Source organism: Thermobacillus composti KWC4, assembly GCF_000227705.2.
In the GTDB taxonomy this organism is placed as follows: Bacteria; Bacillota; Bacilli; order Paenibacillales; family Paenibacillaceae; genus Thermobacillus; species Thermobacillus xylanilyticus.
In genome coordinates this window covers 587,300-607,875 of record NC_019897.1, presented here as the reverse complement: position 1 = coordinate 607,875, position 20,576 = coordinate 587,300, and the positions used below count along the sequence as shown (strand labels likewise).

The following is a 20,576-nucleotide window of genomic DNA, read 5'->3' as shown; positions in this document are numbered from 1 at the left end:
ATTTCCGTGAAATAGATTATCACATTATGAAATATGGTACAATATATACGGTTAGCCGTCCCCAATCCCGCCTTCTGCTGGCCGGCTTGAACCATCCATCTCGCACACTGCCGAGCCATTCGCACCTTCCGCTTGTAACCGTCAAGTACCTTTGAACAAATTTCGCGAATTTATTTTCAACAACTAGAAATTTCCAAATATGGTTTGGCGGTGCTTGAGCCGGTAGCTGTCTCCTGTCAGGTGAATCACCTCGCTTCGATGCAGGATCCGGTCCAGAATGGCGGTTGTGACGGCCGGATCCCCGAGCAGTTCTCCCCAATCTTCCGGTCCTTTGTTGGACGTCAGGATGATGGAGGCCTGCCCATACAGTTTGTTGATCAACTGAAAGAACAAGTGAGCCTCCTGCCGATCCAGCGCCATGAACATCAGATCGTCCAGAATCACCAGATCGGAACGGATGATCCGATTCACCCGCAGCTGGGCGTTTCGGGAAATCTCTTGCGTCTTCAAGAGATGCAACAACTGATCCATCGTGACGAAACTGACGCTATATCCTTGATTCAATGCCTCGACGCCCAGTCCAATCGCCAGATGCGTCTTCCCGACGCCGGGCGGGCCCAGAAAGAGCAAGTTATAATGCTGCTCCAGCCACATCAGTTCCCGAAGTTGCTGCAACTGACGTTGTCCCAGGGACGGTTGTTCGTCGACCCGAAATTCGTCCAACGTTTTCAGTTCCGGGAACGCGGCGCGTTTGTACCGACGGGCAAACTGCTTTTCTTCCCGTTTTTTCAACTCGTACGAAAGCACGCGCTGCAAACACTGGCGGTAACTCCACTGCCTGGTTTCGGCTTCCATCAGGAGTTCGTCCAGCGCCCCAGCGGCGGCGGTTAACTGCAGCGCGCTGAATACGGACTTCAGTTCCATCGTCGCTTCACTCATCGGGCTCCCTCCAGGATGGCTTGATATACGTCAAACGGGCGAACTTGCGGCTTCATCTTCAGTTTCTGCCGTTCCGGCTCGCTGAGCAACCGGACATCGGTCGGAACGGCTGGTGCCGCGGCCGATTTCAGAGCCGCGTAATAGTGCAGGGCATCCACGAAATCCGTGGCCTGGTAGAGTCGATGTTTCAGACAATAGGCCAACGCTTGCGCCAGCACATCCGGATCCGCGTCTTTGGCGTGTCGATCGATCCATTGCAACTGGTCCCGAATGTAACGCCGGTTTTGTTCCCGGATGACCGCCAGATAGGATCGGGCTTGCGCCGGTTCTGGAAAGCGGGCGGCCACGTGTTCCATATAGGCGCCAATCCCTTTGGAACGATCCCGGGCATGGTTGGTGTTTTTGATGAGTTTGCCTTTACCCGCATGCAGCGGATGGCGGGCCAGTTCCTCGCCGGTTGCCGGATCGAACGCCACCAACTGCTTGTCCGGCGTCACGCGAATCTCCACAGACGTGTCCGTGCCGGTGTAGGTGCCAAGCGGCAGCGAGTACCGGTTCCCCTGAAAGACAATCGTATTGTCTTTTCGCACCCGTCTTGTTATACTGGGTGCAGAATTGGTTTGTATTTTTTCGGGAACCGGCAGGAGATGGCGCCGCTCTTCGGCGAACACGTCCGCCGGTATTTTTTTGGTCGTGTGATGCATCCGCCCGTTTCCGGTTCGGTTCAACCAAGCCAAACAGTCTTCGTTCCACCGGTCGATGTGGGTAAACGTCCGATGGCGCGCAAAGTTGCGTTTGACGAAACCGACGACGTTTTCCACCCGCCCCTTGCTTTCCGGATCTTGCTTGCGGCACATGCGAATCTGAAATCTGCGCTGCCGGACGTAGGCGGCAAATTCGGCCGTCAGAATCAGATCGCCGTGGTTTTCGCTTACAAGCAGAAGATGATCCTGGTCATAGACGATCTCGCGAGTCATGCCGCCGAAAAATTCAAAGGCGTTCTCGTGGCAGCGGATCACATCCGCCGTGGTAAACGGTCGATCCTGCCATTCCACGTATTTGTACCGGGAATGGGACAGGACAAACGTGATGCACCATAACCGTACGGGATGCTGATGAAGATCGTGCGTTCTCGTTTCGCCGAAGTCAACTTGCATCTGCTGTCCCATGGGCGGGTCTTCCACCGCTTCGTACTGGCGCATCGGTTTGCTTTTCGGGATACCATGCCGCTCACGCAAGTGCCGGACGAAGTGCCGAACGGTGCTCTCGCAGACGTTGGCATCCAAGCGCCGTTCCTTCAACCAGTCATGAATCTGAGCGGCCGATAGGTCCGGATATTCCCGCAACCATTGAAGAACTTGGGATTCAAACGGATCCAGCTTCTTTCGCCGCGTCTTCACCGATTCGATGAATGCCTGCATTTCTTCCGGCGACATGTTCAGATATTTGTACACGGTGTTTCGAGAAATGTTCAGTTTGCGGGCTATCTGTGAAACATTGAGCCCCAACTGTTTCAGTTGATAGATTTCAATGTACATAGGCCACCTTTCCGCAGATTTCATTCTCCTCACCCTACACTGATGAATTTCCAGCTTGATTATATCGGGTGAGGGAGAATCAGGGAATTCGTGTTCAAGATTATTTCGTGTTTCTTGTTAATTTTATTTTAGCGGTTACACCGCTCCGGTCCGTCCTCCTAACTCTTTATTCTGCCGACCGTTTCGCGTCTTCCTCGCCTGCTGACGTCAATTCTGCGTCTCGCTTCCCTCGCCTTCTGTCAGCCGGGCTGCCCCGCCACTTGCCTTTTGCTGCCAGTTTTGCTACGATGAATGCTGGTGAAGCACACCGCTCATACCCGACAACGGGCTGGGCGGTGTTTTCTTTTTTCGGGTGGAGGTGTGGAAATTGGCTTCCTTGTATGAAGAGTGGATTGAACGGCATCTGGTGGCACGGACGGGCGAGCGGCGCCGGAGACTCGCGGAAGGGCACGGCCATGCGGAGCGTTTGTTCGCCGAGACGATCTGGCTGCCCGCGGCGGGAAACTTCACGGATTTGCACCCGGAATATGAGATTGCGGACGAACGGGGAAAACCGCTGTTCATCGACTTCGCGTTCACGCCGCCCGCGCTGCGCGCCGCCATCGAAATCGACGGGTACGGCCCGCACCACCGCGACCTCGACCGCAGGCAATTCGCCGAGCAGCTCAATCGGCAAAATTACCTCGTGATTCAGGGCTGGAAAGTGCTGCGCTTCTCCTATGACGACATCTGCGGGCGGCCGCAGCTGTGCCGGACGGTCATCCAGAAGCTGCTCGGCCTCTGCTACGGCGCGGATGACAAGTCGCTGCCGCTTCCGCAGCGGGAGCTGATCCGCCGCGCCATGCGCCACGGGCGGCCGTTCACGCCGGACGATGCCGCCGAGTGGACGGGCTTGTCCAAACGCACCGTCGGCCCGATGCTGCACCGCCTCCGGATGCAAGGGTATGTGGAGCCCGCGTCCGGCAAGGTGCGGATCCGCCGCTATGCGCTGACGCTCAAGGCGGAGCGGCTGGGGTTGCTGTGAGGTTGCGACGACAGGAGAAAAATCTTCGCTTATTTCGCGCAAATCGGCTGTTTCGTCCGTAATAGAAGAAATAATTTCCTCTATTCCTGCGAAATCCGGCCGAAATCCTCAAAATCAAAAAAATAAGCGAAAAAGCTTCTTCTGAATCAGCGCCTCGGCTGATTTTCGAAAAAACAGAAGAAGTTTCTTCGCTTATGAGGAGGTAAGGGGCCGGAGGGGGCCGGAACCGCTCCGCTTATGTAAATGGAGGGTGCCGGCGACACGGTTCGTGCTTTCACTCATGAGAAGGGGCGGGGAACTCCCCGCCCGCTCACTCCGCCAGCGCCAGGAACGTGTCGATGTCCTTGAGCGGGACGGCCGCAGCTTCGCGCCAGAAGGCCATGTCGTCCAGCCGGACGCCGAGATGCTTCCAGGCCAGATCCTCGACGGTCATGCTGCCGGTGTCGCGCAACAGCGCGGCGTACCGGTTCGCGAACGCCGGCCCTTCCGCCGCCGCCCGCGCATAGATGCCGCTGCTGAACAGGAAGCCGAACGTGTACGGGAAATTGTAGAACGGCACGTCCGTCAGATAGAAATGCAGCTTCGACGCCCAGAAATGCGGATGCCACACGCCGAGCGCGCCGGCATACGCTTCCCGCTGCGCTTCTTCCATCAAGGCGCACAGTTCGTCCGCGGACAGCAGGCCTTCCCTGCGCCGCTCATAGAAACGCGTCTCGAACAGGAACCGCGCGCGGATGTTCATGAAGAACGCGACGGCACGCTGCAGCTGGTCATCGAGCAGCGCCAGCTTCTCCGCTGGATCGGACGCCGCCTGCACCGCCGAATCGGACACGATCCATTCGGCGAACGTCGACGCCGTCTCGGCGACGTTCATCGCGTACTCTTGCGCGAACGGCGGCAGATCGTTCATGACATGCTGATGGTAAGCATGGCCGAGTTCGTGCGCGAGCGTCGAGACGTTGGACGCCGTACCCGAATACGTCATGAAGATGCGCGTCTCGCCGGCGATCGGGAACGATGTGCAGAAGCCTCCGGGGCGCTTGCCGCCGCGGTCTTCCGCCTCGATCCATCGCTCGCGGAACGCTCGTTCCGCCAGAGCGGCCATGTCCGGGCTGAACTGCCGGAATCGGTCGACGATGAACGCGGCCGCTTCCCCATACGGCACGGTCCGCGCGGATGCGCCGATCGGCGCTTCGACGTCGTGCCAGTCGAGGCGCTCCACTCCGAGCAGCTCCGCCTTGCGGTTCAGATACCGGACCAGCGCCGGCCGGCTCTCGTCGACCGCCGCCCACATCGCTTCCAGCGTCTCGCGCCGCATCCGGTTCATGTCGAGCGGTTCTTTCAGCACGCTGTTCCAGCCGCGCCGGCCGTACAGTTTGAGCCGGAAGCCCGCGATCCGGTTCAACGCCTCGGCGCACAGGTCGGCCTGGCGCCCCCATTCCGCTTCCCAGGCTTCGAATGCCGTCCGGCGCACGCCGCGGTCGCCGTGCGAGAGCAGATTCTGCATCTGCCCCGCCGAATAAGTCTTCGTCTCTCCCGTCTCATCCGCCGCCCGAAAACGGGTCCGCCCGACGACTGTATGATACAGCTCGCCCCATCCGTGGTAGCCGTTCACCGCCAGATCGCCGGCGAGCGCCTCCTGCTCGGGCGGCAGCTTCTCCTTCGCCCGCTCACGCCGCTCGGCCACATAGAATGCCGCCGCTCCGGGACCGGTTCCGGATGACAGCCAGCCGTTCCACGTCTCCTCATCGGCCGCGCCCAGCACGCGGTCATAGAGCGTCAGCGCCGCCTGATAAGCCGCAGCCAGGTTCTTCACCCTGTCATCCAATGCGGCGGCCCGGCGGTCGTTCACGTCGGCCGCCGTCAGGCAGGCCGTGAACGATTCCGCTTCCCTGAGGCGCGCCAGAATCGATTGCGCAGCCTGCGTCCACTGCTCAAGCCGGTCCGCGGTCACCGGCGCATCCTCCGCATCGCGAAGCGAACGTTCGAACGCTTCAATATCCCGCTGAAGGCCTTCCAGCTCCGCCGCGAACGCCCCGGATTCGGCCCCGCCGGGATAAATATTCTCCAGACTCCAACGCATTTCTGTTTTTTCCATACCGTGACACGCTCCTTTCCCAACCCGCGCATTGATTTGCCGCCGCTGACGTTGTAGTATAACCTTAATTATACCACGACCGGCGGCTTCAGCCCGCTGAAGGAGGACATCCGATGCCCGGACCGCGGCCTATCTCTCCCGACACCGCAATCAAACTGTCCAAGTATCTCGGCGTGCCGCTCGAGCATCTGATGCATATGCCTCGCCACATTCTGCTGCAGAAGCTGGCCGAGATGGCCGCGAAGGAGCAGGCGCAAAACCAGGAAAATGACCGGGAACAGGCAAGCGACAGGACGGAAGATCCGAAGAGCGGACCTCCTGCCGGACGGAACTCCGAAGCTTCGGACAAGCCCGGAGGGGACGAATCGCGATGATCCCGTTCGAACGCACCTGGCCGTATGATCGGATCATGGGCGACCTCTATGTGCAGGAGTGCCCGTTCTGCAAGACCGGCAACGTCATTCTGCCGATCCGCCCGGAAGATCTGGACGACATCCGCACGGGACGCCGGAGACTGCTCGTGTTCCCCTGCTGCCGCAACAAAGTGATCGTCATCGACGCCGATCCGGATTACCTGCTGACCGACACCGTGCTGCGCGGAAAATGAAACCGCCCGGACAAATGCAACAAAGCCGATCATCCCGCGCATGCGGAATCGATCGGCTTTTTCGATCTCTCGCTTCGGTTACAGCAGCTCGACCTCGTCCGGCAATTCCATCTTCTTCTCCAACATCTCCTGGCGGATATTCTGCCACGCTTCCCGCGAAGCCTTGATCATGCCGGCGTCCATGATCCGCTTGTCGTTGACGACGCGGGAGAACCATCTCACCGCCTCATAGGGCTCGTCCAGCCGGCGGTAAAGCTCGCCGATCAGATACATCAGCCGCGCGTTGTCGATGTTCACGCCTTCCAGTTCGTACACGCGGATGTACGCTTCCAGCGCATAGCGCAGGAACCGGCGCTCCTGCTCCTGGTTATCCCGCAGCCGGTACATCCAGGCAATATGATGAAGAAGACCGGCGATGACGCGATCCTTGTCTCCCACCGTCTGCGCGCAGAGCAGCGCCAGCTTGTAGCAGTCGAGCGCCTCTTCCCATGTCCGCTGTCCGCCGTAATCGCGACGCACCCAGCTTTTGCCGATGCGGTTCTTGTACAATTCCTTCTGTCTGGGCGTCAGTTCCTGCAGCGAATTCTCGGTGGATGCGTAACCACAGTTCGGGCACACGCGCACGACGTAGAAATCCGGATTGACTTCGTCCCGATAGTGGCTGCAGAAGTCTGAATCGGTGCGGGTCACCTTCCGGAAACTCGGACGGACGCGGGAGCTGGAGAAGGTGTTCTCGCAGCACGGACACTGGACCTTCACCTGGAATAAAGGATCGATCATGACTCAGCCTCTCCTTGTTCGACCGTATTCACAAAATGATAGGCCGGACCGGACAACCGCTCCAGCATCATTGCCCTGAGCTCCGGCGCAAGCCCGACTTCTTCAAGAGCGCGGCGCATGCAATCGAGCCACGCGTCCGCCCGTTCGCGCGTAATCGGAAACGGCAGATGCCGGGCGCGCATCATCGGGTGCCCGTAGGCTTCCGAATACAACGGCGGTCCGCCGAAGAACTGGCTGAGGAACATGAACTGTTTCTCCATGACAGGCCGGATGTCTTCCGGGAACAGCGGTCCAAGCAGCGGATGCGCCTGGACCTTCGGATAGAAAGCCTCGACAATGCGGCGCAGAACCGGCGCTCCGCCGATCGCGTCATACAGGGTGCCGTATTCACGCAGCATTGTGTTTCACTCCAAACGCCAAGATGTCAACACTTCAGTAGTACAGTCAGCATTATACCATACTTTGGACGGGATATCGACAGGCCGGATGGCCCGTCGATGCCCGGCGTCATTTCCGTGGGAATGTTCGGCGGCAGACAAGCATATCTATGAGAAGGAGTCCACTTGCGGGAGGGAAGCGGAGTGGCGCGAATGGTTCGGTTCCTGGTGCGGCCGGCTCCGCTCGCCGCATTAGGCTGTCTGCTGCTGGCCGCGCTGATGGCGGCGCATCCCGCCGCTTCGCTGAGCGCGTCGTTGCGCGGCATCGCCGTCTGGTGGGACGTTCTGTTCCCTGCGTTGTTCCCGTTCTTCGTCATGGCCGAGCTTATGCTCGGTTTCGGCGTCGTCCATTTCTTCGGCACGCTGCTCGATCCGCTGATGCGCCCCGTCTTTCGTCTGCCCGGCATCGCGGGCTTCGTCGTCACGATGGGACTGATCTCCGGCTACCCCGTCGGCGCCCGGCTGACGTCCAGGCTGCGGGAACAGGGACAGATCAGCCGGACGGAGGGTGAGCGGCTCGTCGCTTTCGTGACGACGTCCGACCCGATCTTCCTCATCGGCGCCGTCTCGGTCGGCTTCTTTCACCAGGCCGCCCTGGCGCCGTTGCTGGCGGCCGCGCACTACGGCGGCGCTCTCATCATCGGGCTGAGCTTCCGCCAGTACAGACGGCGGGAACCGGTCACCCGCGCCGCCGCGAAGGACGGCGCGCGGCTGCTGCCCGCCGCGCTCACCGCCATGCATGAAGCCCGGACGGCCGACGGCCGCCCGTTCGGCCGGCTGCTGCAGGATGCGATCGGTTCGGCGCTGCGGCTCAACATCGTGGTGGGCGGTCTGGTCGTTTTTTTCTCCGTCGTAATGGAACTGCTCGCCCGGGCGAATGTCCTCGATCTGCTCGTCGGCATGCTGCAGTCGTTCCTGCATGCGGCCGGACTGCCGCCGCAAATGTCCGCCGCATTCGCGAACGGGCTGTTCGAAGTGACGCTGGGCGCGAAAGCGGCCGGAGAACCGGACGCGACGCTGCTGCATCGGGCGGCCGCCGCGGCGTGGGTGCTGTCCTGGGCCGGGCTGTCCGTGCATGCGCAGATCGCCAGCATCATCGGCGCGACGGATATCCGCTATCCGCCGTTCCTTGCGGCCAGAGCGGCGCACGGCATCATCAGCTTCGCGCTCGTCTATCTGCTGTGGGGGATGCTCGGACCTTGACCGGATGAAGCGGGCATGTTTGTCTATCGCGTCATTTTTCGCTATGATCGAGGGAGAATGATGCGGAAGGAGACTGTCCGTTGAGATATGTCGTGATAGACCGGGGCGACGACCATTCGAAACAATTGTCCGAGCGGTTCCATACATTGGCCGCGGCCCAGGGGTTCACGCCGGACGAACACCAGCCGGACATCGTCATCTCGATCGGCGGCGACGGCACGCTGTTGGAGGCGTTCCACAAATACGTCCACCTGCTCGACCAGGTCAGTTTCATCGGCGTGCATACCGGCCATCTCGGCTTCTATGCCGACTGGCAGGCCCATGAGCTGGACACGCTGGTTATGAAAATGGCGGAAGACAAGCCGCAGTACGTCCGCTATCCGCTGATCGAAGTCGTATCGAACACGCCCGACGGCAGCGACCGGTACCTGGCGTTGAACGAATTCACACTCAAAGGCGTCGAGGGCACGCTGGTCGCGAGCATCCACATCAACGACGAGCTGTTCGAGATGTTCCGCGGCGACGGCATCGTCGTGTCGACCCCGTCCGGCAGCACAGCCTACAACAAAAGCCTCGGCGGGGCGGTCATCCACCCGTCGATCGAATCGCTGCAGATCGCCGAGATCGCGTCGATCAACAACCGGGTCTACCGGACGCTCGGTTCGTCCGTCGTCCTGCCGAAGCACCATCATTGCGACATCGTCTCCGCGAAGGAGTCGCAGCGGCTGGCGCTCGTCGTCGACCACATCACCATCGAACGGAACGACATCCGCTCGCTGCGGTGCACCGTGTCGGACAAGAAGATCTGCTTCGCCCGGTACCGGCCGTTTCCGTTCTGGCGAAGGGTGCGCGACGCCTTCCTCGTCGAGCCGTGAGCTGCATTTGAACCGGGCGGACCCGCACCGGGCAAAATCTGGTGCATCATTTGCACCATATTGCGAGGCAGCCCCTGCCAACAACAGCCGGGAGCATTCTCCCGGCTGTTTTCACGTCCGCCGCGCGAAGTAATCGTTCAATATCCGGAGAAAAACATTCGGAAACGCCAGCGACGCCATGTCCCCGGGGCCGATCCACAGCCAGCCGTCCGGCGGCTCTTCCCCGCACGACCGCCCGCCATACGGCGCGCCGGTTTCGGCGGCAACGCCGGATGCAGCTTCGGAGGCGGCTTCAGAGACTGTTTCGGAGACGGCGCCGGCGGCCGCTTCCCGCCCGCCTTCCAGGAAAAAGCCGAATTCGGCGAGATACACGTCCACCTTCCACCGGATATGGCTGAAGACGTGCTCTTCCTCCGTCCAGAGCCGCTCGGGGCGGACGAGCAGCCCCGCCTCCTCCGCGAGCCCTCGGCTGAGCGCATCGAACCGGCCGTGCCCGGCCCCCGCCTCCACCGCCGCCGCCTCATCCGGCGCGAGCATATGCGGCAGCTCCCACATGCGGGCGAGCAGCCCGCTGTCCGGCCGCCGCCGGACAAGCACCTTGCCCGCGTGCTCGCCCCGCCCCTCGACGAGGGCGGCAAGCCGGAGCTCGGGGCGCGGCGGCTTCGCCTTCGATTTCACGGGAAGCTCCCGCTCCCGTCCGGCGGCCCGGCCGGCGCATTGCGCGAGCACCGGGCAGAGCAGGCAGCCCGGCGACTTCGGCGTGCAGACCAGCGCGCCGAGTTCCATGACGGCCTGATTGAAATCACCGGCCCGCCCTTCGGGAATGATCGACGCCGCCAGCCGCTCGATCTTCGTCCGGGCGGACGGCTTCGCGATGTCGTCCTCCAATAGGAAATACCGCGACATCACCCGCATCACATTGCCGTCCACGGCCGGTTCCGGCTTGTTATAGGCAATGCTCAGAATCGCGCCTGCCGTGTAGGGGCCGATCCCCTTCAGCGACGAGATCGCCGCCTTGTCGTCCGGCACGACGCCGCCGTACAGCTCGACCACCTGCCGCGCGCCCGCCTGCAGATTGCGCGCCCGCGAATAGTAGCCGAGGCCTTCCCAGCATTTCAGCACCTCTTCCTCCGGCGCTTCCGCCAAATGCCGCACCGTCGGGAAGCGCTCCATAAACCGTTCATAATACGGAATCACCGTATCGACCCGCGTCTGCTGCAGCATCACTTCCGATACCCAGATGCGGTAGGGGTCCCGATCCCGCCGCCACGGCAGATCGCGCTTGTTCGCATCGTACCAGTTCAGCAGCTCCGCGGCGAAAAAAGCGGCAGCCGCTTCAGTCTTCTCCCTGCTCATATCCGCTTCCCCCTGTGCCGGCGTCAGCCGCCGCGGCCTGAACTTCCGAAATCCGCCCGCCCTTCGCGGCGGCCCGGTCCGCCATCGCCTTCCGTTCGCCGTAGAGCTTGCGGTAGCGCGTCGGCGAAATGCCCGTGTGCTGCTTGAACAGACGGGACAGATAATGATTCCGCATCCCGACGGAAGCGGCGATATCGGCAATGTGGATATCGGTCTCTTCCAGCAGCTTCTTGACCTTCTCCAGCCGCTGCAAGTTGACGTACTGGATGGGCGGGTAGCCGATCAAATTTTTGAACAGGCTGATGAAATAGTTCGGATGCAGATAAGCGATTTTCGCCAGTTCTTCGAGCGTCAGATTCTCCGCCAGATGCTGGTCGATGTAGTCCAGCACCTTCCCCAGCTTGACGTAATCATCGATGTTGCCGAACGCTCCCTCATCCACCTGGCACTGTTCGAGGAAGCAGGCAAGCGCCTCGTACAACGCGGCTTTCGAGCGCAGCACGCTTGTGATGGACCGGTCGTTGTAAGCATCGACCATCGCTTCGAACAGCCGGATGATGTCGGAGTGCCCGGACATGTCGACGCAGACGGGCAGCTTCAGCATATCGATCAACTCGGCATCGCCGAGATTGGCGTCAAATTGGACCCAATAGGCTTCGACCGGCTCCGGCCCCGCCACGCCGCACGACTGCTCGATTCCGGCGGGCAGCAGGGACAGGCAGCCCGGTCTGGTGCCGTATCGCTTTCCGTTCACTTCAATCCAACCCGTGCCTTTGCTGACATAGACGAGCCGGAAGCCGTGAGGCCGCGAATGCCCCAGGCTGAAACCGGGAGCGAAGGAACTCCATGCGGCCAACGTCACTTCTGCGTTCAGTCTTCTCAGATGCTGCTCCAGGATGATCCGATAAATTCGTTCCATAGTCGCTCCCAGAATTTCAGGATTGTCTGATGCTTCCGATTGTTCATCTGCGTTCGGCGACGGCGAACGCCGATGCGAAACCGCGTTCGTGGGTGATCGTCACATGGATGCGGGTCGCCGACGGGTCCAGTCCGAGCCGTTCCCACGCCCGGGCGGACAGGGTGCAGGTCGGTTTTCCCAGCCGGTCGGGCAGCACATGGATATCGATAAAACGGACCGCCGCCCCGATGCCGCAGCCAAGCGCCTTCGACACCGCTTCTTTCACCGCGAACCGTCCGGCCGCGTATTCCGCCAGCCGCTTGCCTCCGGCCGGCGCCAGCGCGATTTCCTCTTCCGTCAGAATGCGCCGGATGAACATTTCCGCCGTATGCCCCTGCAGAATCCGCTCGATCCGCGCGATCTCCACCAGATCATGTCCGATGCCGATGATCACGTAAGCCGCCTCCACTCCTTCATCGCGCCGCGGTTGAAATATTTCACTCTATTATAGCAGTTCTTGTGTCAAGCCAAAACGTCCCCGAAAAGCATAAAAAAGCGAAGGCCTCCCCGCGAGGAGAGGCCTTCTGATTGTCGGCTTGAGACTATGCCGATCACATCATGTCCATGTTCGGCATGCCGCCCGGAGCTGCTTTCTCTTTCTCCGGCTTGTCGGCGATGACCGCTTCGGTCGTCAGGAACATGGCCGCAACCGAAGCCGCGTTTTGCAGCGCGGAACGGGTAACTTTCGCCGGGTCGACGATGCCGGCTTCGAACATGTTGACGAACTCGTCCGTAGCCGCGTTGTAACCGATGCCCACCGGCTCTTTCTTCAGCCGTTCGACGATGACGGAGCCTTCCTTGCCCGCGTTCGCCGCGATCGTGCGCACCGGCTCTTCGAGCGCGCGCAGCACGATGTTGATGCCCGTCTGCTCGTCGCCTTCGGCTTTCAGTGCGGCAACCGCGTTGTACACGTTGATCAGCGCCGTGCCGCCGCCGGACACGATGCCCTCTTCAACCGCAGCGCGCGTGGAGTTCAGCGCGTCTTCGATGCGCAGCTTGCGCTCTTTCAGCTCCGTCTCCGTAGCCGCGCCGACCTTGATGACGGCTACGCCGCCGGACAGCTTCGCGAGGCGCTCTTGCAGTTTTTCGCGGTCGAAGTCGGACGTCGTTTCTTCGAGTTGGGCTTTGATTTGCGCGATGCGAGCGTCGATGTCCTTCTTGTCGCCCGCGCCGTCCACGATGATCGTGTTTTCCTTCGATACGCGGACTTGACGCGCGCTGCCGAGTTGATCCAGCGTCGCCGATTTCAGGTCGAGGCCGAGTTCTTCCGTGATGACCTGGCCGCCCGTCAGCGCCGCGATGTCACCCAGCATCGCCTTGCGGCGGTCGCCGAAGCCCGGCGCCTTGACCGCAACGCAGGTGAACGTGCCGCGCAGCTTGTTGACGACGAGCGTTGCTTGCGCTTCGCCTTCGACGTCTTCCGCGATGATGAGCAGCGGTTTGCTCGTTTGGACCACTTTCTCGAGTATCGGCAGAATTTCCTGGATGCTCGAGATCTTCTTGTCGGTGATCAGGATATACGGGTTGTCGAGCACGGCTTCCATCTTGTCCGTGTCCGTCACCATGTAAGCGGACGTATAGCCGCGGTCGAACTGCATGCCTTCGACGACTTCCAGTTCCGTCTGGATGCCTTTCGACTCTTCAACCGTGACAACGCCGTCGTTGCCCACTTTCTCCATGGCGTCCGCGATCAGCTGGCCGAGCTCTTCGTCGGCTGCGGAGATGGCCGCAACTTGCGCAATCGATTGACGGCCTTCGATCGGCTTCGCGATCTTCTTCAGCTCTTCAACGGCCGTCTTGACCGCTCTTTCGATGCCGCGGCGGATGACCATCGGGTTCGCGCCGGCCGTTACGTTCTTCAGACCTTCGCGGATCATCGCCTGGGCCAGAACGGTAGCCGTCGTCGTGCCGTCGCCGGCAACGTCGTTCGTCTTCGTGGCAACTTCTTTCACCAGTTGGGCGCCCATGTTCTCGAACGGATCTTCGAGCTCGATTTCTTTGGCGATCGAGACGCCGTCATTCGTGATGAGCGGGCTGCCGAATTTCTTCTCGAGCACGACGTTGCGGCCCTTCGGACCCAGCGTCACTTTCACGGCATTGGCGAGCGCGTCCACACCGCGGAGCATCGCGCGGCGGGCGTCTTCACCGAAAATGATGTCTTTGGCCATAATGCGTAATTACCTCCTTGAACCGTTCAGTATCGACTTGCGGATGTACGATGCTGTGCGCATCCGGACAGCGGATCGAAATCCGCTGGATATGCGGCCGCGAAGCGGCCCATGCATGGGAATCCAGGCGATCCGGATTATTCGAAGATCGCGTGGATGTCGCTTTCTCTCATAATCAGATAATCTTTGCCTTCATATTTGATTTCCGTGCCGGCGTACTTCGAGAACAGCACGCGGTCCCCGACTTTCACTTCGGGAGCGACAAGCACGCCGTCTTTGTAAGCGCCTTTGCCGACGGCGATGACTTTGCCCTCTTGCGGCTTTTCTTTCGCCGTGTCGGGCAGAACGATGCCGCTTGCAGTCGTTTCTTCTTTTGCGATCGGTTCGACCAGTACGCGGTCACCCAAAGGTTTGATCATGTAAAATGAGCCTCCTTCGTCATGAAAGATATGCTGCAGGTTAGCACTCGACCTGCTCAAGTGCTAACAACCAACTCTTATAATACTCAAGTTGATATTCCAATGCAAGGGGAGATCCGACGTCGGGACCGCAAAAAATTTCAGTTTTCGTCTTCCTTCAGACGCCCTTCCCGGCGCTGCATTCTGCGATGGACGGACGATGCCATGTAGACGCTGAATTCATAAAGCAAGATCAACGGCAGCGCGACAAGCATGTCCGAGATGAAATCCGGCGGCGTCACGAGCACGCCGACGAAAATGAGCCCGAAATAAGCGTACCGGCGCATTTTGCGTAGCCGCGCGGGGTTCAGAATGCCGATCCGCGTCAGAAACATGACGAGAATCGGCAGTTCGAAGAGCAGCGAGATCGGCACGATGATGTTGAACATGAACGAAAAATATTGCGCGATCCCGTAGGTCTCCTCCAGATCGAGACTTCGCGAGACATGGGTGGTGAAATCGAAGGCCAGCGGAAAGACAACGAAATAGGAAAACGCCAGCCCGACCGCCAGCATGACGAATGCCAGCGGCACATAGCCGAGCGCCGCTCTCCGCTCGCGGGCCTTGAGGCCGGGGCTGACGAACGCCCACAGTTGATAGAACGCGAACGGCAGCACGATCAGCAGCGCGACCACGAAAGCGATTTTCATGTACATGCCGATGCCGTCCCACAGCGAGAACGCATGCAGTTCGGTCAGTTTGCTGGCCGGCTCGACACTCATCAAATAATCGTAAACCGGTTCGGCGGCAAGCAGTCCCAGGACAAGTCCGATGAACAGCGCCGCCAGCACGTAAATCAACCTGCGCCGGAGTTCGCCGATATGCTCAAGCAGATTCATCTGTTTCTCTTCGTCCGGTTTGGGAGCGTAAGGTCCGCCCGCGGGCCGAACGCCGTGATCCGCCAATGCCTGTCCTCCTCCTTCAGGCCCATTCAAATCCGCATCATCTTCCATAAAAAAAGCGTATTCCGGTTATTCCGGAAGCCGCTTCTTGTCCGCTGAATCCTGATTCTCCGGGCGCCCCGCTTCCAGGCGGCCTTTGCTCTCATCGCGCTCGATGTCGTCCACGATCTCGCGCGCGCCCTGCTTGAACTCGCGCAGCGTTCGTCCCAACGCTCTGCCGAGCTCGGGCAGCTTGCTCGGACCGAAGAGCAGCAACGCGACGATGATGAGCAGGATGAACCCCGTCACTCCAATACTACTGACCATTGGTCTGTCGTTCCCTCCTTCAAGCCGCGTCCATCCGCTTCTCCAGGCGGAATCGGCCGTGCTGAATGTTCGCATGCCCCGGCGCCTTCGATGCGGTGCCGGCTTATCCGTGAAGCAATCCTCCGTAGCCCATGCCGGCGATCTCTTCCCGCGTGATCCGGTCTCCAGCGAGAATGCGCGGCAGCAGGACGTCGAACGATGTGTACGGATCGTGCATGACGCAGCCGGGCAATCCGAGGATCGGGACATTTCCGAAATACCCGACAAGCAGCATGGAACCCGGAAGCATCGGCGTCCCGTAGCTGACGATGTCCGCTCCGGCTTCCCGGATTGCCCCGGGCGTCCGATCGTCCGGGTCGACGGACATGCCCCCGGTTACCAATATCATATCATACCCGCGTCCCAGCAAATAGTGAATTTCCGTGACAATTCTTTGTCGATCGTCCGGCGCGAAGCGCTGCTCGGCGACCGTGGAGCCGAGCGCCTCCAGCTTGGCGCGGACGGCCGGGCCGAACTTGTCCTTGATCCGGCCGCTGTACACTTCGCCTCCGGTCACGAGCAGACCGGCGCGTACGGAGCGGAGCGGCCGCACGGCGAGCGGCGCGCTCCCGTGCCGCGCCCGCCAATCCGCGGCCAGCGCCTCGGCTTCCGCGATCTTCCGCTCCGGCACGATGAGCGGGATGGCGCGCACCGCCGCGATCGCGCCGCCGGGCTGCAGCACCTGGTCGCGCCGGACCGTCGCGAGCGCGATGTCGCCGATCCGGTTCACGCTGCGCACGAACGCCTCGTCGAGGACGGCAAGGCCGCGCCGCTCGGCCTTCAGCGTCACCTTGCCCTCGCTCGGTTCGCCGAACGAAATCCCGTCGCCGGCAAGCGCCGAGGCCAGCCGCAGCGCGGCATCGTCTTCATGGAGATCGCCTTCGCCGAGCTCCAGCACGTAGATGTGCGCCTTGCCGATGTCCAGCAGCTTCGGAATGTCTTCCTCGGTGACCACGTGCCCTTTTCGGAAGAGGCGGCCCTTGAACTGCCCGGGTATGATCTGCGTCAGATCGTGGGCAAGCGCCAGGCCCACGGCTTCCTCGACCGGCACTTCGCGCAGTCTCGTCTTCATGCTCCGCCTCCGCTTCACACATGTTCCGTTTCCCGTCCGGTCAGAATCGCCAGCGCGTGCGGCAGCTGGTCGATGATCGCCATCAGACTCTCCTGGACGCCCTTCGGGCTGCCCGGCAGATTGATGATCAGCGTGCGGCCGCGGATGCCGGCGATGCCGCGCGAGAGCATCGCCGCGCGGGTCTTGTGCATCGCCCCGATCCGCATCGCTTCCGCAAGGCCCGGGACCTTCCGCTCGATGACGCGCTCCGTCGCTTCCGGCGTCACATCGCGCGGCCCGAGTCCCGTGCCGCCCGTCGTCACGATCAGATCCGGACGGTAGTACTCGGTGATTTCAATCAGCGCCGCCGTTATCTCATCCTGGTCATCCGGCACGACGCGGTATTCGACGATTTCGCCGCCGATTTCTTCTTCCATCAATTCGCGGATCACTTGTGCGCTCGTGTCTTCCCGCTCTCCCGCGGCCCCCTTGTCGCTCGCCGTCAGAATCGCAACCTTCCAACGCATCCGTTTCCCCCTCCTGTAAGGAAAAACCGACAGCAAAGAAAATCCGACATCCGCAATCCATCAGCCCCGCGGATCTTCACGCCTGTTCGGACGGTCTTGCGTAATCGCCGCTTTTGCCTCCCGTCTTGCGGAGGAGCCGCGTCGGGCCGATCTCCATGTCTTTCTGCATCGCCTTGCACATGTCGTAGACGGTCAGCGCCGCCGCCGATACGGCGGTGAGCGCCTCCATCTCGACGCCGGTCTTGCCGGTCGTCTTCACGGTTGCTTCAATAATCAGCCGGTCGTTCCCGGCTTCGCGGAATTGAATATCAATGCCGGTCAGCGGCAGCGGGTGGCACATCGGAATCCATTCGGCCGTCCGCTTCGCCGCCATGATGCCCGCCACCTGCGCGACGGCCAGCACGTCGCCTTTGCCGACCCGGCCGGAACGGATCGCCTCCAGCGTCTCCGGGCGCATCCTGACGGTCGTCTCGGCCACGGCCGCCCGCGCCGTCACGTCCTTGTCCGTCACATCGACCATCCTCGCCCGGCCCTGCTCATTGAAATGCGTCAGCTTCCCGTCCGCCATCCGAACATCCTCCCCGCCTCGGCAACCTGTAGACGCCGTCTTCCGTTATGTAACCGTCCAGCCGGGCGTCGTGCGGTTCGACCGGCACTTCGGGCACGATCTGCACCCCGAAGGCCAGTCCCATCCATCGCGCCGCGCCGCCCGAGGCGCGCATCCGCCCGGCGAACCGGTCGTAATAGCCGCCGCCGTAGCCGAGCCTGCTTCCGTCCGGCGCGAAGGCAAGCCCCGGGACGAAGACGGCTCCGATGCTCCGCGCATCCTGCCATCGCTCCGCTTGCGCCGGATCCGGTTCCGGCACGCCGTAAGCGCCCCGCTTCAGTTCATCGAAGCTTCGCACCCGGTACAGTTCGAGCGACCGGTCCGCCGTGTTGCAGACGGGGAGCAGGACAGCCAGTCCGCTGCGCCAGCCCCACTCGAGAAGCGGCCGTGTGTCCAGCTCCGAGCGGAACGAGGCATAGGCGAGGAAGCAGTCCGCACCCCGCTCCCGGAGCCACTCCGCGGCATGGCGGCAGGCCCGTTCGGACCGCAGGTGCCGTTCGGGTTCCGGAATGCGGTCCCGCAGCGCGGCCATTTCCCGACGCAGCGCCGCCTTGCCGGCATGCCGGCTGCCGTATTCCACGAAAGACATCCGCCTTTCCCGTCATCTTGCGGTAATCCTGTCATCAGTTTACCATTCCGCCGCGCAATTCGCCAATGGCGGGGCGCGCATGAAACCCGCAGCGTGGCGGATACTATGCGTATATTTTCCGGCCGCACCCCCGGGGAGACGAAGGCCGATTTCGAAGGCGGTGACTGAAGTTGGAACGGAACAAAAAACGAAGAAGCAGACGGCTGGCAGCCGGCATCCTGCTTTCGACCGCAGGCATCGGTCTGGCTGCAATCCTTTTGTTATATACACATCCGAGTTACATCTACATACCGGATCGGGAGCACGTCCTGAACCCGCGCCGTCCCGCCGCGACGGTTCGCACGGCGCAGACGCCGGAAAACCCGGAGCCGACGGACGAGGAAACGCTCGATCTCGGCAGGCGGGCGTTCTACGGCGAGACGTTCGGCAATGAACATTTTCTGATGGATATCATGGGGCTGCTGGACGGACCGCTGACGATACGCGGGATTCTGAAGGCGACGGCGGCGCTGAAGGGCGAAGGCACGACGAATCTGCGGGTGGCGGCGGAGAAGGACGCCGTCATCGGCGGAAGAACGATCCGCAAGGGCGATCTCATCGACACCGGCCTGGACGTCGCGAAGGGATCGTATGTGCCGCTTGGCCTGAAAGTCTCGCTGGACAAGGGCAAGCCGCGGGTCGGCGTCGGCTGCATCGCCTGCCACGCCGTCTACGATCCGGTGAGCGGCAAGGTCGTCGAAGGTCCGCCGAACACCGATCTGAACGTCGGCCTCCTCCTCGCCATGGGCAACAACTCGGCCGCGTTTTTCACCCACACGGGCGTGACGACGGAGCAGATCCGCGGCCTCATCCGCTTCAAGGAACAGGCCAAAAGCTGGGTAACGGACAGCGAAGGGAAGCGCACGCCGCTGCCGGATCCGGACGAGCTCGAACGGCTGGTCGACGAACAACTCATGAAATGGCCGCCGGGTTCCATCGACACAACCATCGACATGGAGAACAACCCGGTCCAGATTCCCGATTCATTCACGCTCGGCGATCACCCGTACAACTGGAACGGCACGGCTTTCGCCGGTCCGTTCAAAGGGCTCATGACGTTCTCCGGCGTCCCGAACGCGCAGAATATGGACGCGCTGGCGCAGGCCGGGCTGAGCAAGCCGATCTTCGGGCTCGACAAGGAAGTGTACATGGGGATTCTGCTGCAGCGGGCGGCCTCGTCCAAATATCGTTACGACCCGGCCAAGGGAACGAAGCCGTCCGAACAGTTCGCGGCCGTCGACCCGACGCCGGACTCGCCGGGCATCATCCAGTCGGTGCCGTCGCCTGCCCATCCGCGTTCATCCTTCGTATCGGTATCCGGCGTCCTGTCGTCCGTTCCCGGATACCCGATCAACCGGCATACGCTGGCGATGTCCGCCTACCAGAATACGCTCAAGCCGCCGCGTTCGCACCTGAAAAGGGATGCGAGACTCGCGGCGGAGGGCGAAGCGGTGTTCCGGCGGGCCGGGTGCATCACCTGCCATGCCGGACCGTACCTCACGAACAACCGGATTGTCGCGACCGATGTCCTCGGCACGAACCCGTCGCGCGCCCGGTCGTTCAAGAAGACGGAGAAGTTCTGGGGACCGCCGCTCATGTACGATTACGATACGCCCGTACCGCTGCCCAAGAAGCCGAAGCTGCACCGGATGCCGCTGAACGGCATGTCCGAAGAACAGATCAGGCTGGCTTTCGCGCACGGCAATTCGCCGGGCGGCTACAAGACGCCGAGCCTGTACGGACTTTACTGGTCGGCTCCGTACCTGCACGACGGCGGCGTCGCGGCCGGACCCGAGCCGGGACAATACGGCATCCCCGGCACGTTCAAGGCCGGCATCCTGCCCGACCCGGCCGAAAGCCTGCGCGCACTGGTCGACAAGCGGCTGCGCGAGCGGGTCGTCAAGGCGAACCAGGCCGACAAGGACTTGCGCGAAGCGAATGTCGAAGGGATCGGCCACAACTACTGGGTCGATGAGACGACCGGCTTCACGCGCCGGGAGCAGGATGCGCTCATTCACTATCTGCTGACGCTGCACGACAAGGACGAATAGATCGGGCGCATCCGCATTCGACAC

At 61.5% G+C, this 20,576-nt stretch carries 21 protein-coding genes and 1 pseudogene; 6 read left to right on the top strand and 16 right to left on the bottom strand.

Translation table 11 applies throughout. The features are described 5' to 3' along the window. Positions 1-183: 183 nt before the first annotated feature. Entirely contained in the window at positions 184-939 is a 756-nt protein-coding gene (gene istB / locus THECO_RS02830) for an IS21-like element helper ATPase IstB (protein WP_015253556.1), read from the bottom strand. Next, positions 936-2,477 carry an IS21 family transposase gene (gene istA, locus THECO_RS02825; protein WP_015253555.1) on the bottom strand — a complete coding sequence of 514 codons (1,542 nt, stop codon included), beginning with the start codon at positions 2,475-2,477 and terminating at the stop codon, positions 936-938. The genes istB and istA overlap by 4 nt, the downstream gene beginning before the upstream one ends. 367 nt (positions 2,478-2,844) lie before the next feature. On the opposite strand from istA, the gene THECO_RS02820 reads away from it, so the two are divergent. Next, on the top strand, positions 2,845-3,501 hold the full coding sequence (locus tag THECO_RS02820) for a DNA glycosylase AlkZ-like family protein (protein ID WP_015253554.1): 657 nt from the start codon (positions 2,845-2,847) through the stop codon (positions 3,499-3,501). A 310-nt stretch (positions 3,502-3,811) separates the two neighbouring features. Here THECO_RS02820 and THECO_RS02815 read toward each other — a convergent pair whose 3' ends face one another. After that, positions 3,812-5,599 carry a M3 family oligoendopeptidase gene (locus tag THECO_RS02815; RefSeq protein ID WP_015253553.1) on the bottom strand — a complete coding sequence of 596 codons (1,788 nt, stop codon included), beginning with the start codon at positions 5,597-5,599 and terminating at the stop codon, positions 3,812-3,814. Positions 5,600-5,712: 113 nt separating this feature from the next. On the opposite strand from THECO_RS02815, the pseudogene THECO_RS22125 reads away from it, so the two are divergent. Together THECO_RS22125 and THECO_RS02805 are read left to right on the top strand one after the other, a co-directional pair. After that, positions 5,713-5,886, top strand: a pseudogene (locus THECO_RS22125) (YycC family protein); the annotation flags it as partial. Positions 5,887-5,969: 83 nt separating this feature from the next. Continuing rightward, positions 5,970-6,206, top strand: coding sequence for a hypothetical protein (locus THECO_RS02805; RefSeq protein WP_015253551.1), 237 nt, complete (start codon positions 5,970-5,972; stop codon positions 6,204-6,206). Between the two features lie 78 nt (positions 6,207-6,284). Here THECO_RS02805 and THECO_RS02800 read toward each other — a convergent pair whose 3' ends face one another. Then, the gene (locus THECO_RS02800) at positions 6,285-6,986 is read right to left on the bottom strand and encodes a DUF2225 domain-containing protein (protein WP_015253550.1); all 702 of its coding nucleotides are present in this window, start codon (positions 6,984-6,986) and stop codon (positions 6,285-6,287) included. After that, positions 6,983-7,384, bottom strand: a complete 402-nt coding sequence (locus THECO_RS02795) for a globin domain-containing protein (protein ID WP_015253549.1) — start codon at positions 7,382-7,384, stop codon at positions 6,983-6,985. Before THECO_RS02795 ends, THECO_RS02800 begins: the two co-directional genes overlap by 4 nt. A gap of 192 nt (positions 7,385-7,576) precedes the next feature. On the opposite strand from THECO_RS02795, the gene ylbJ reads away from it, so the two are divergent. Both ylbJ and THECO_RS02785 read left to right on the top strand, forming a co-directional pair. Then, the gene (gene ylbJ / locus THECO_RS02790; protein ID WP_052835808.1) at positions 7,577-8,626 is read left to right on the top strand and encodes a sporulation integral membrane protein YlbJ; all 1,050 of its coding nucleotides are present in this window, start codon (positions 7,577-7,579) and stop codon (positions 8,624-8,626) included. A gap of 80 nt (positions 8,627-8,706) precedes the next feature. Continuing rightward, the gene (locus THECO_RS02785; RefSeq protein WP_015253547.1) at positions 8,707-9,501 is read left to right on the top strand and encodes an NAD kinase; all 795 of its coding nucleotides are present in this window, start codon (positions 8,707-8,709) and stop codon (positions 9,499-9,501) included. 111 nt (positions 9,502-9,612) lie between these two features. Here THECO_RS02785 and mutY read toward each other — a convergent pair whose 3' ends face one another. The 11 genes from mutY to THECO_RS20935 all read right to left on the bottom strand — a co-directional run bounded on the left by mutY (position 9,613) and on the right by THECO_RS20935 (position 18,462). Beyond that, the gene (gene mutY, locus THECO_RS02780) at positions 9,613-10,857 is read right to left on the bottom strand and encodes an A/G-specific adenine glycosylase (protein ID WP_015253546.1); all 1,245 of its coding nucleotides are present in this window, start codon (positions 10,855-10,857) and stop codon (positions 9,613-9,615) included. After that, on the bottom strand, positions 10,838-11,776 hold the full coding sequence (locus THECO_RS20350; RefSeq protein WP_015253545.1) for an AraC family transcriptional regulator: 939 nt from the start codon (positions 11,774-11,776) through the stop codon (positions 10,838-10,840). Before THECO_RS20350 ends, mutY begins: the two co-directional genes overlap by 20 nt. 43 nt (positions 11,777-11,819) lie before the next feature. Continuing rightward, positions 11,820-12,209 (bottom strand): holo-ACP synthase, encoded by a 390-nt coding sequence (gene acpS / locus THECO_RS02770; RefSeq protein ID WP_015253544.1) that lies wholly within the window; start codon positions 12,207-12,209, stop codon positions 11,820-11,822. 157 nt (positions 12,210-12,366) lie between these two features. Then, the gene (gene groL, locus THECO_RS02765) at positions 12,367-13,983 is read right to left on the bottom strand and encodes a chaperonin GroEL (protein WP_015253543.1); all 1,617 of its coding nucleotides are present in this window, start codon (positions 13,981-13,983) and stop codon (positions 12,367-12,369) included. A 137-nt stretch (positions 13,984-14,120) separates the two neighbouring features. After that, entirely contained in the window at positions 14,121-14,402 is a 282-nt protein-coding gene (gene groES, locus THECO_RS02760; RefSeq protein ID WP_015253542.1) for a co-chaperone GroES, read from the bottom strand. A 140-nt stretch (positions 14,403-14,542) separates the two neighbouring features. Further along, positions 14,543-15,346 carry a twin-arginine translocase subunit TatC gene (gene tatC / locus THECO_RS02755; protein WP_015253541.1) on the bottom strand — a complete coding sequence of 268 codons (804 nt, stop codon included), beginning with the start codon at positions 15,344-15,346 and terminating at the stop codon, positions 14,543-14,545. A 66-nt stretch (positions 15,347-15,412) separates the two neighbouring features. Further along, positions 15,413-15,649, bottom strand: coding sequence for a twin-arginine translocase TatA/TatE family subunit (tatA, locus tag THECO_RS02750; protein WP_015253540.1), 237 nt, complete (start codon positions 15,647-15,649; stop codon positions 15,413-15,415). A 103-nt stretch (positions 15,650-15,752) separates the two neighbouring features. Then, positions 15,753-16,760: a molybdopterin-binding protein gene (locus THECO_RS02745; RefSeq protein ID WP_015253539.1), complete on the bottom strand. Its 1,008-nt coding sequence runs from the start codon at positions 16,758-16,760 to the stop codon at positions 15,753-15,755. 14 nt (positions 16,761-16,774) lie between these two features. Next, on the bottom strand, positions 16,775-17,266 hold the full coding sequence (locus tag THECO_RS02740) for a MogA/MoaB family molybdenum cofactor biosynthesis protein (RefSeq protein ID WP_015253538.1): 492 nt from the start codon (positions 17,264-17,266) through the stop codon (positions 16,775-16,777). Positions 17,267-17,342: 76 nt separating this feature from the next. Continuing rightward, entirely contained in the window at positions 17,343-17,834 is a 492-nt protein-coding gene (gene moaC, locus THECO_RS02735) for a cyclic pyranopterin monophosphate synthase MoaC (RefSeq protein ID WP_015253537.1), read from the bottom strand. Beyond that, positions 17,803-18,462 (bottom strand): 5-formyltetrahydrofolate cyclo-ligase, encoded by a 660-nt coding sequence (locus tag THECO_RS20935; protein ID WP_083883337.1) that lies wholly within the window; start codon positions 18,460-18,462, stop codon positions 17,803-17,805. The genes moaC and THECO_RS20935 overlap by 32 nt, the downstream gene beginning before the upstream one ends. Positions 18,463-18,632: 170 nt before the next feature. Here THECO_RS20935 and THECO_RS02725 point away from each other — a divergent pair, with 170 nt between their 5' ends. After that, the gene (locus THECO_RS02725; protein WP_015253535.1) at positions 18,633-20,552 is read left to right on the top strand and encodes a hypothetical protein; all 1,920 of its coding nucleotides are present in this window, start codon (positions 18,633-18,635) and stop codon (positions 20,550-20,552) included. Positions 20,553-20,576: the final 24 nt, after the last annotated feature.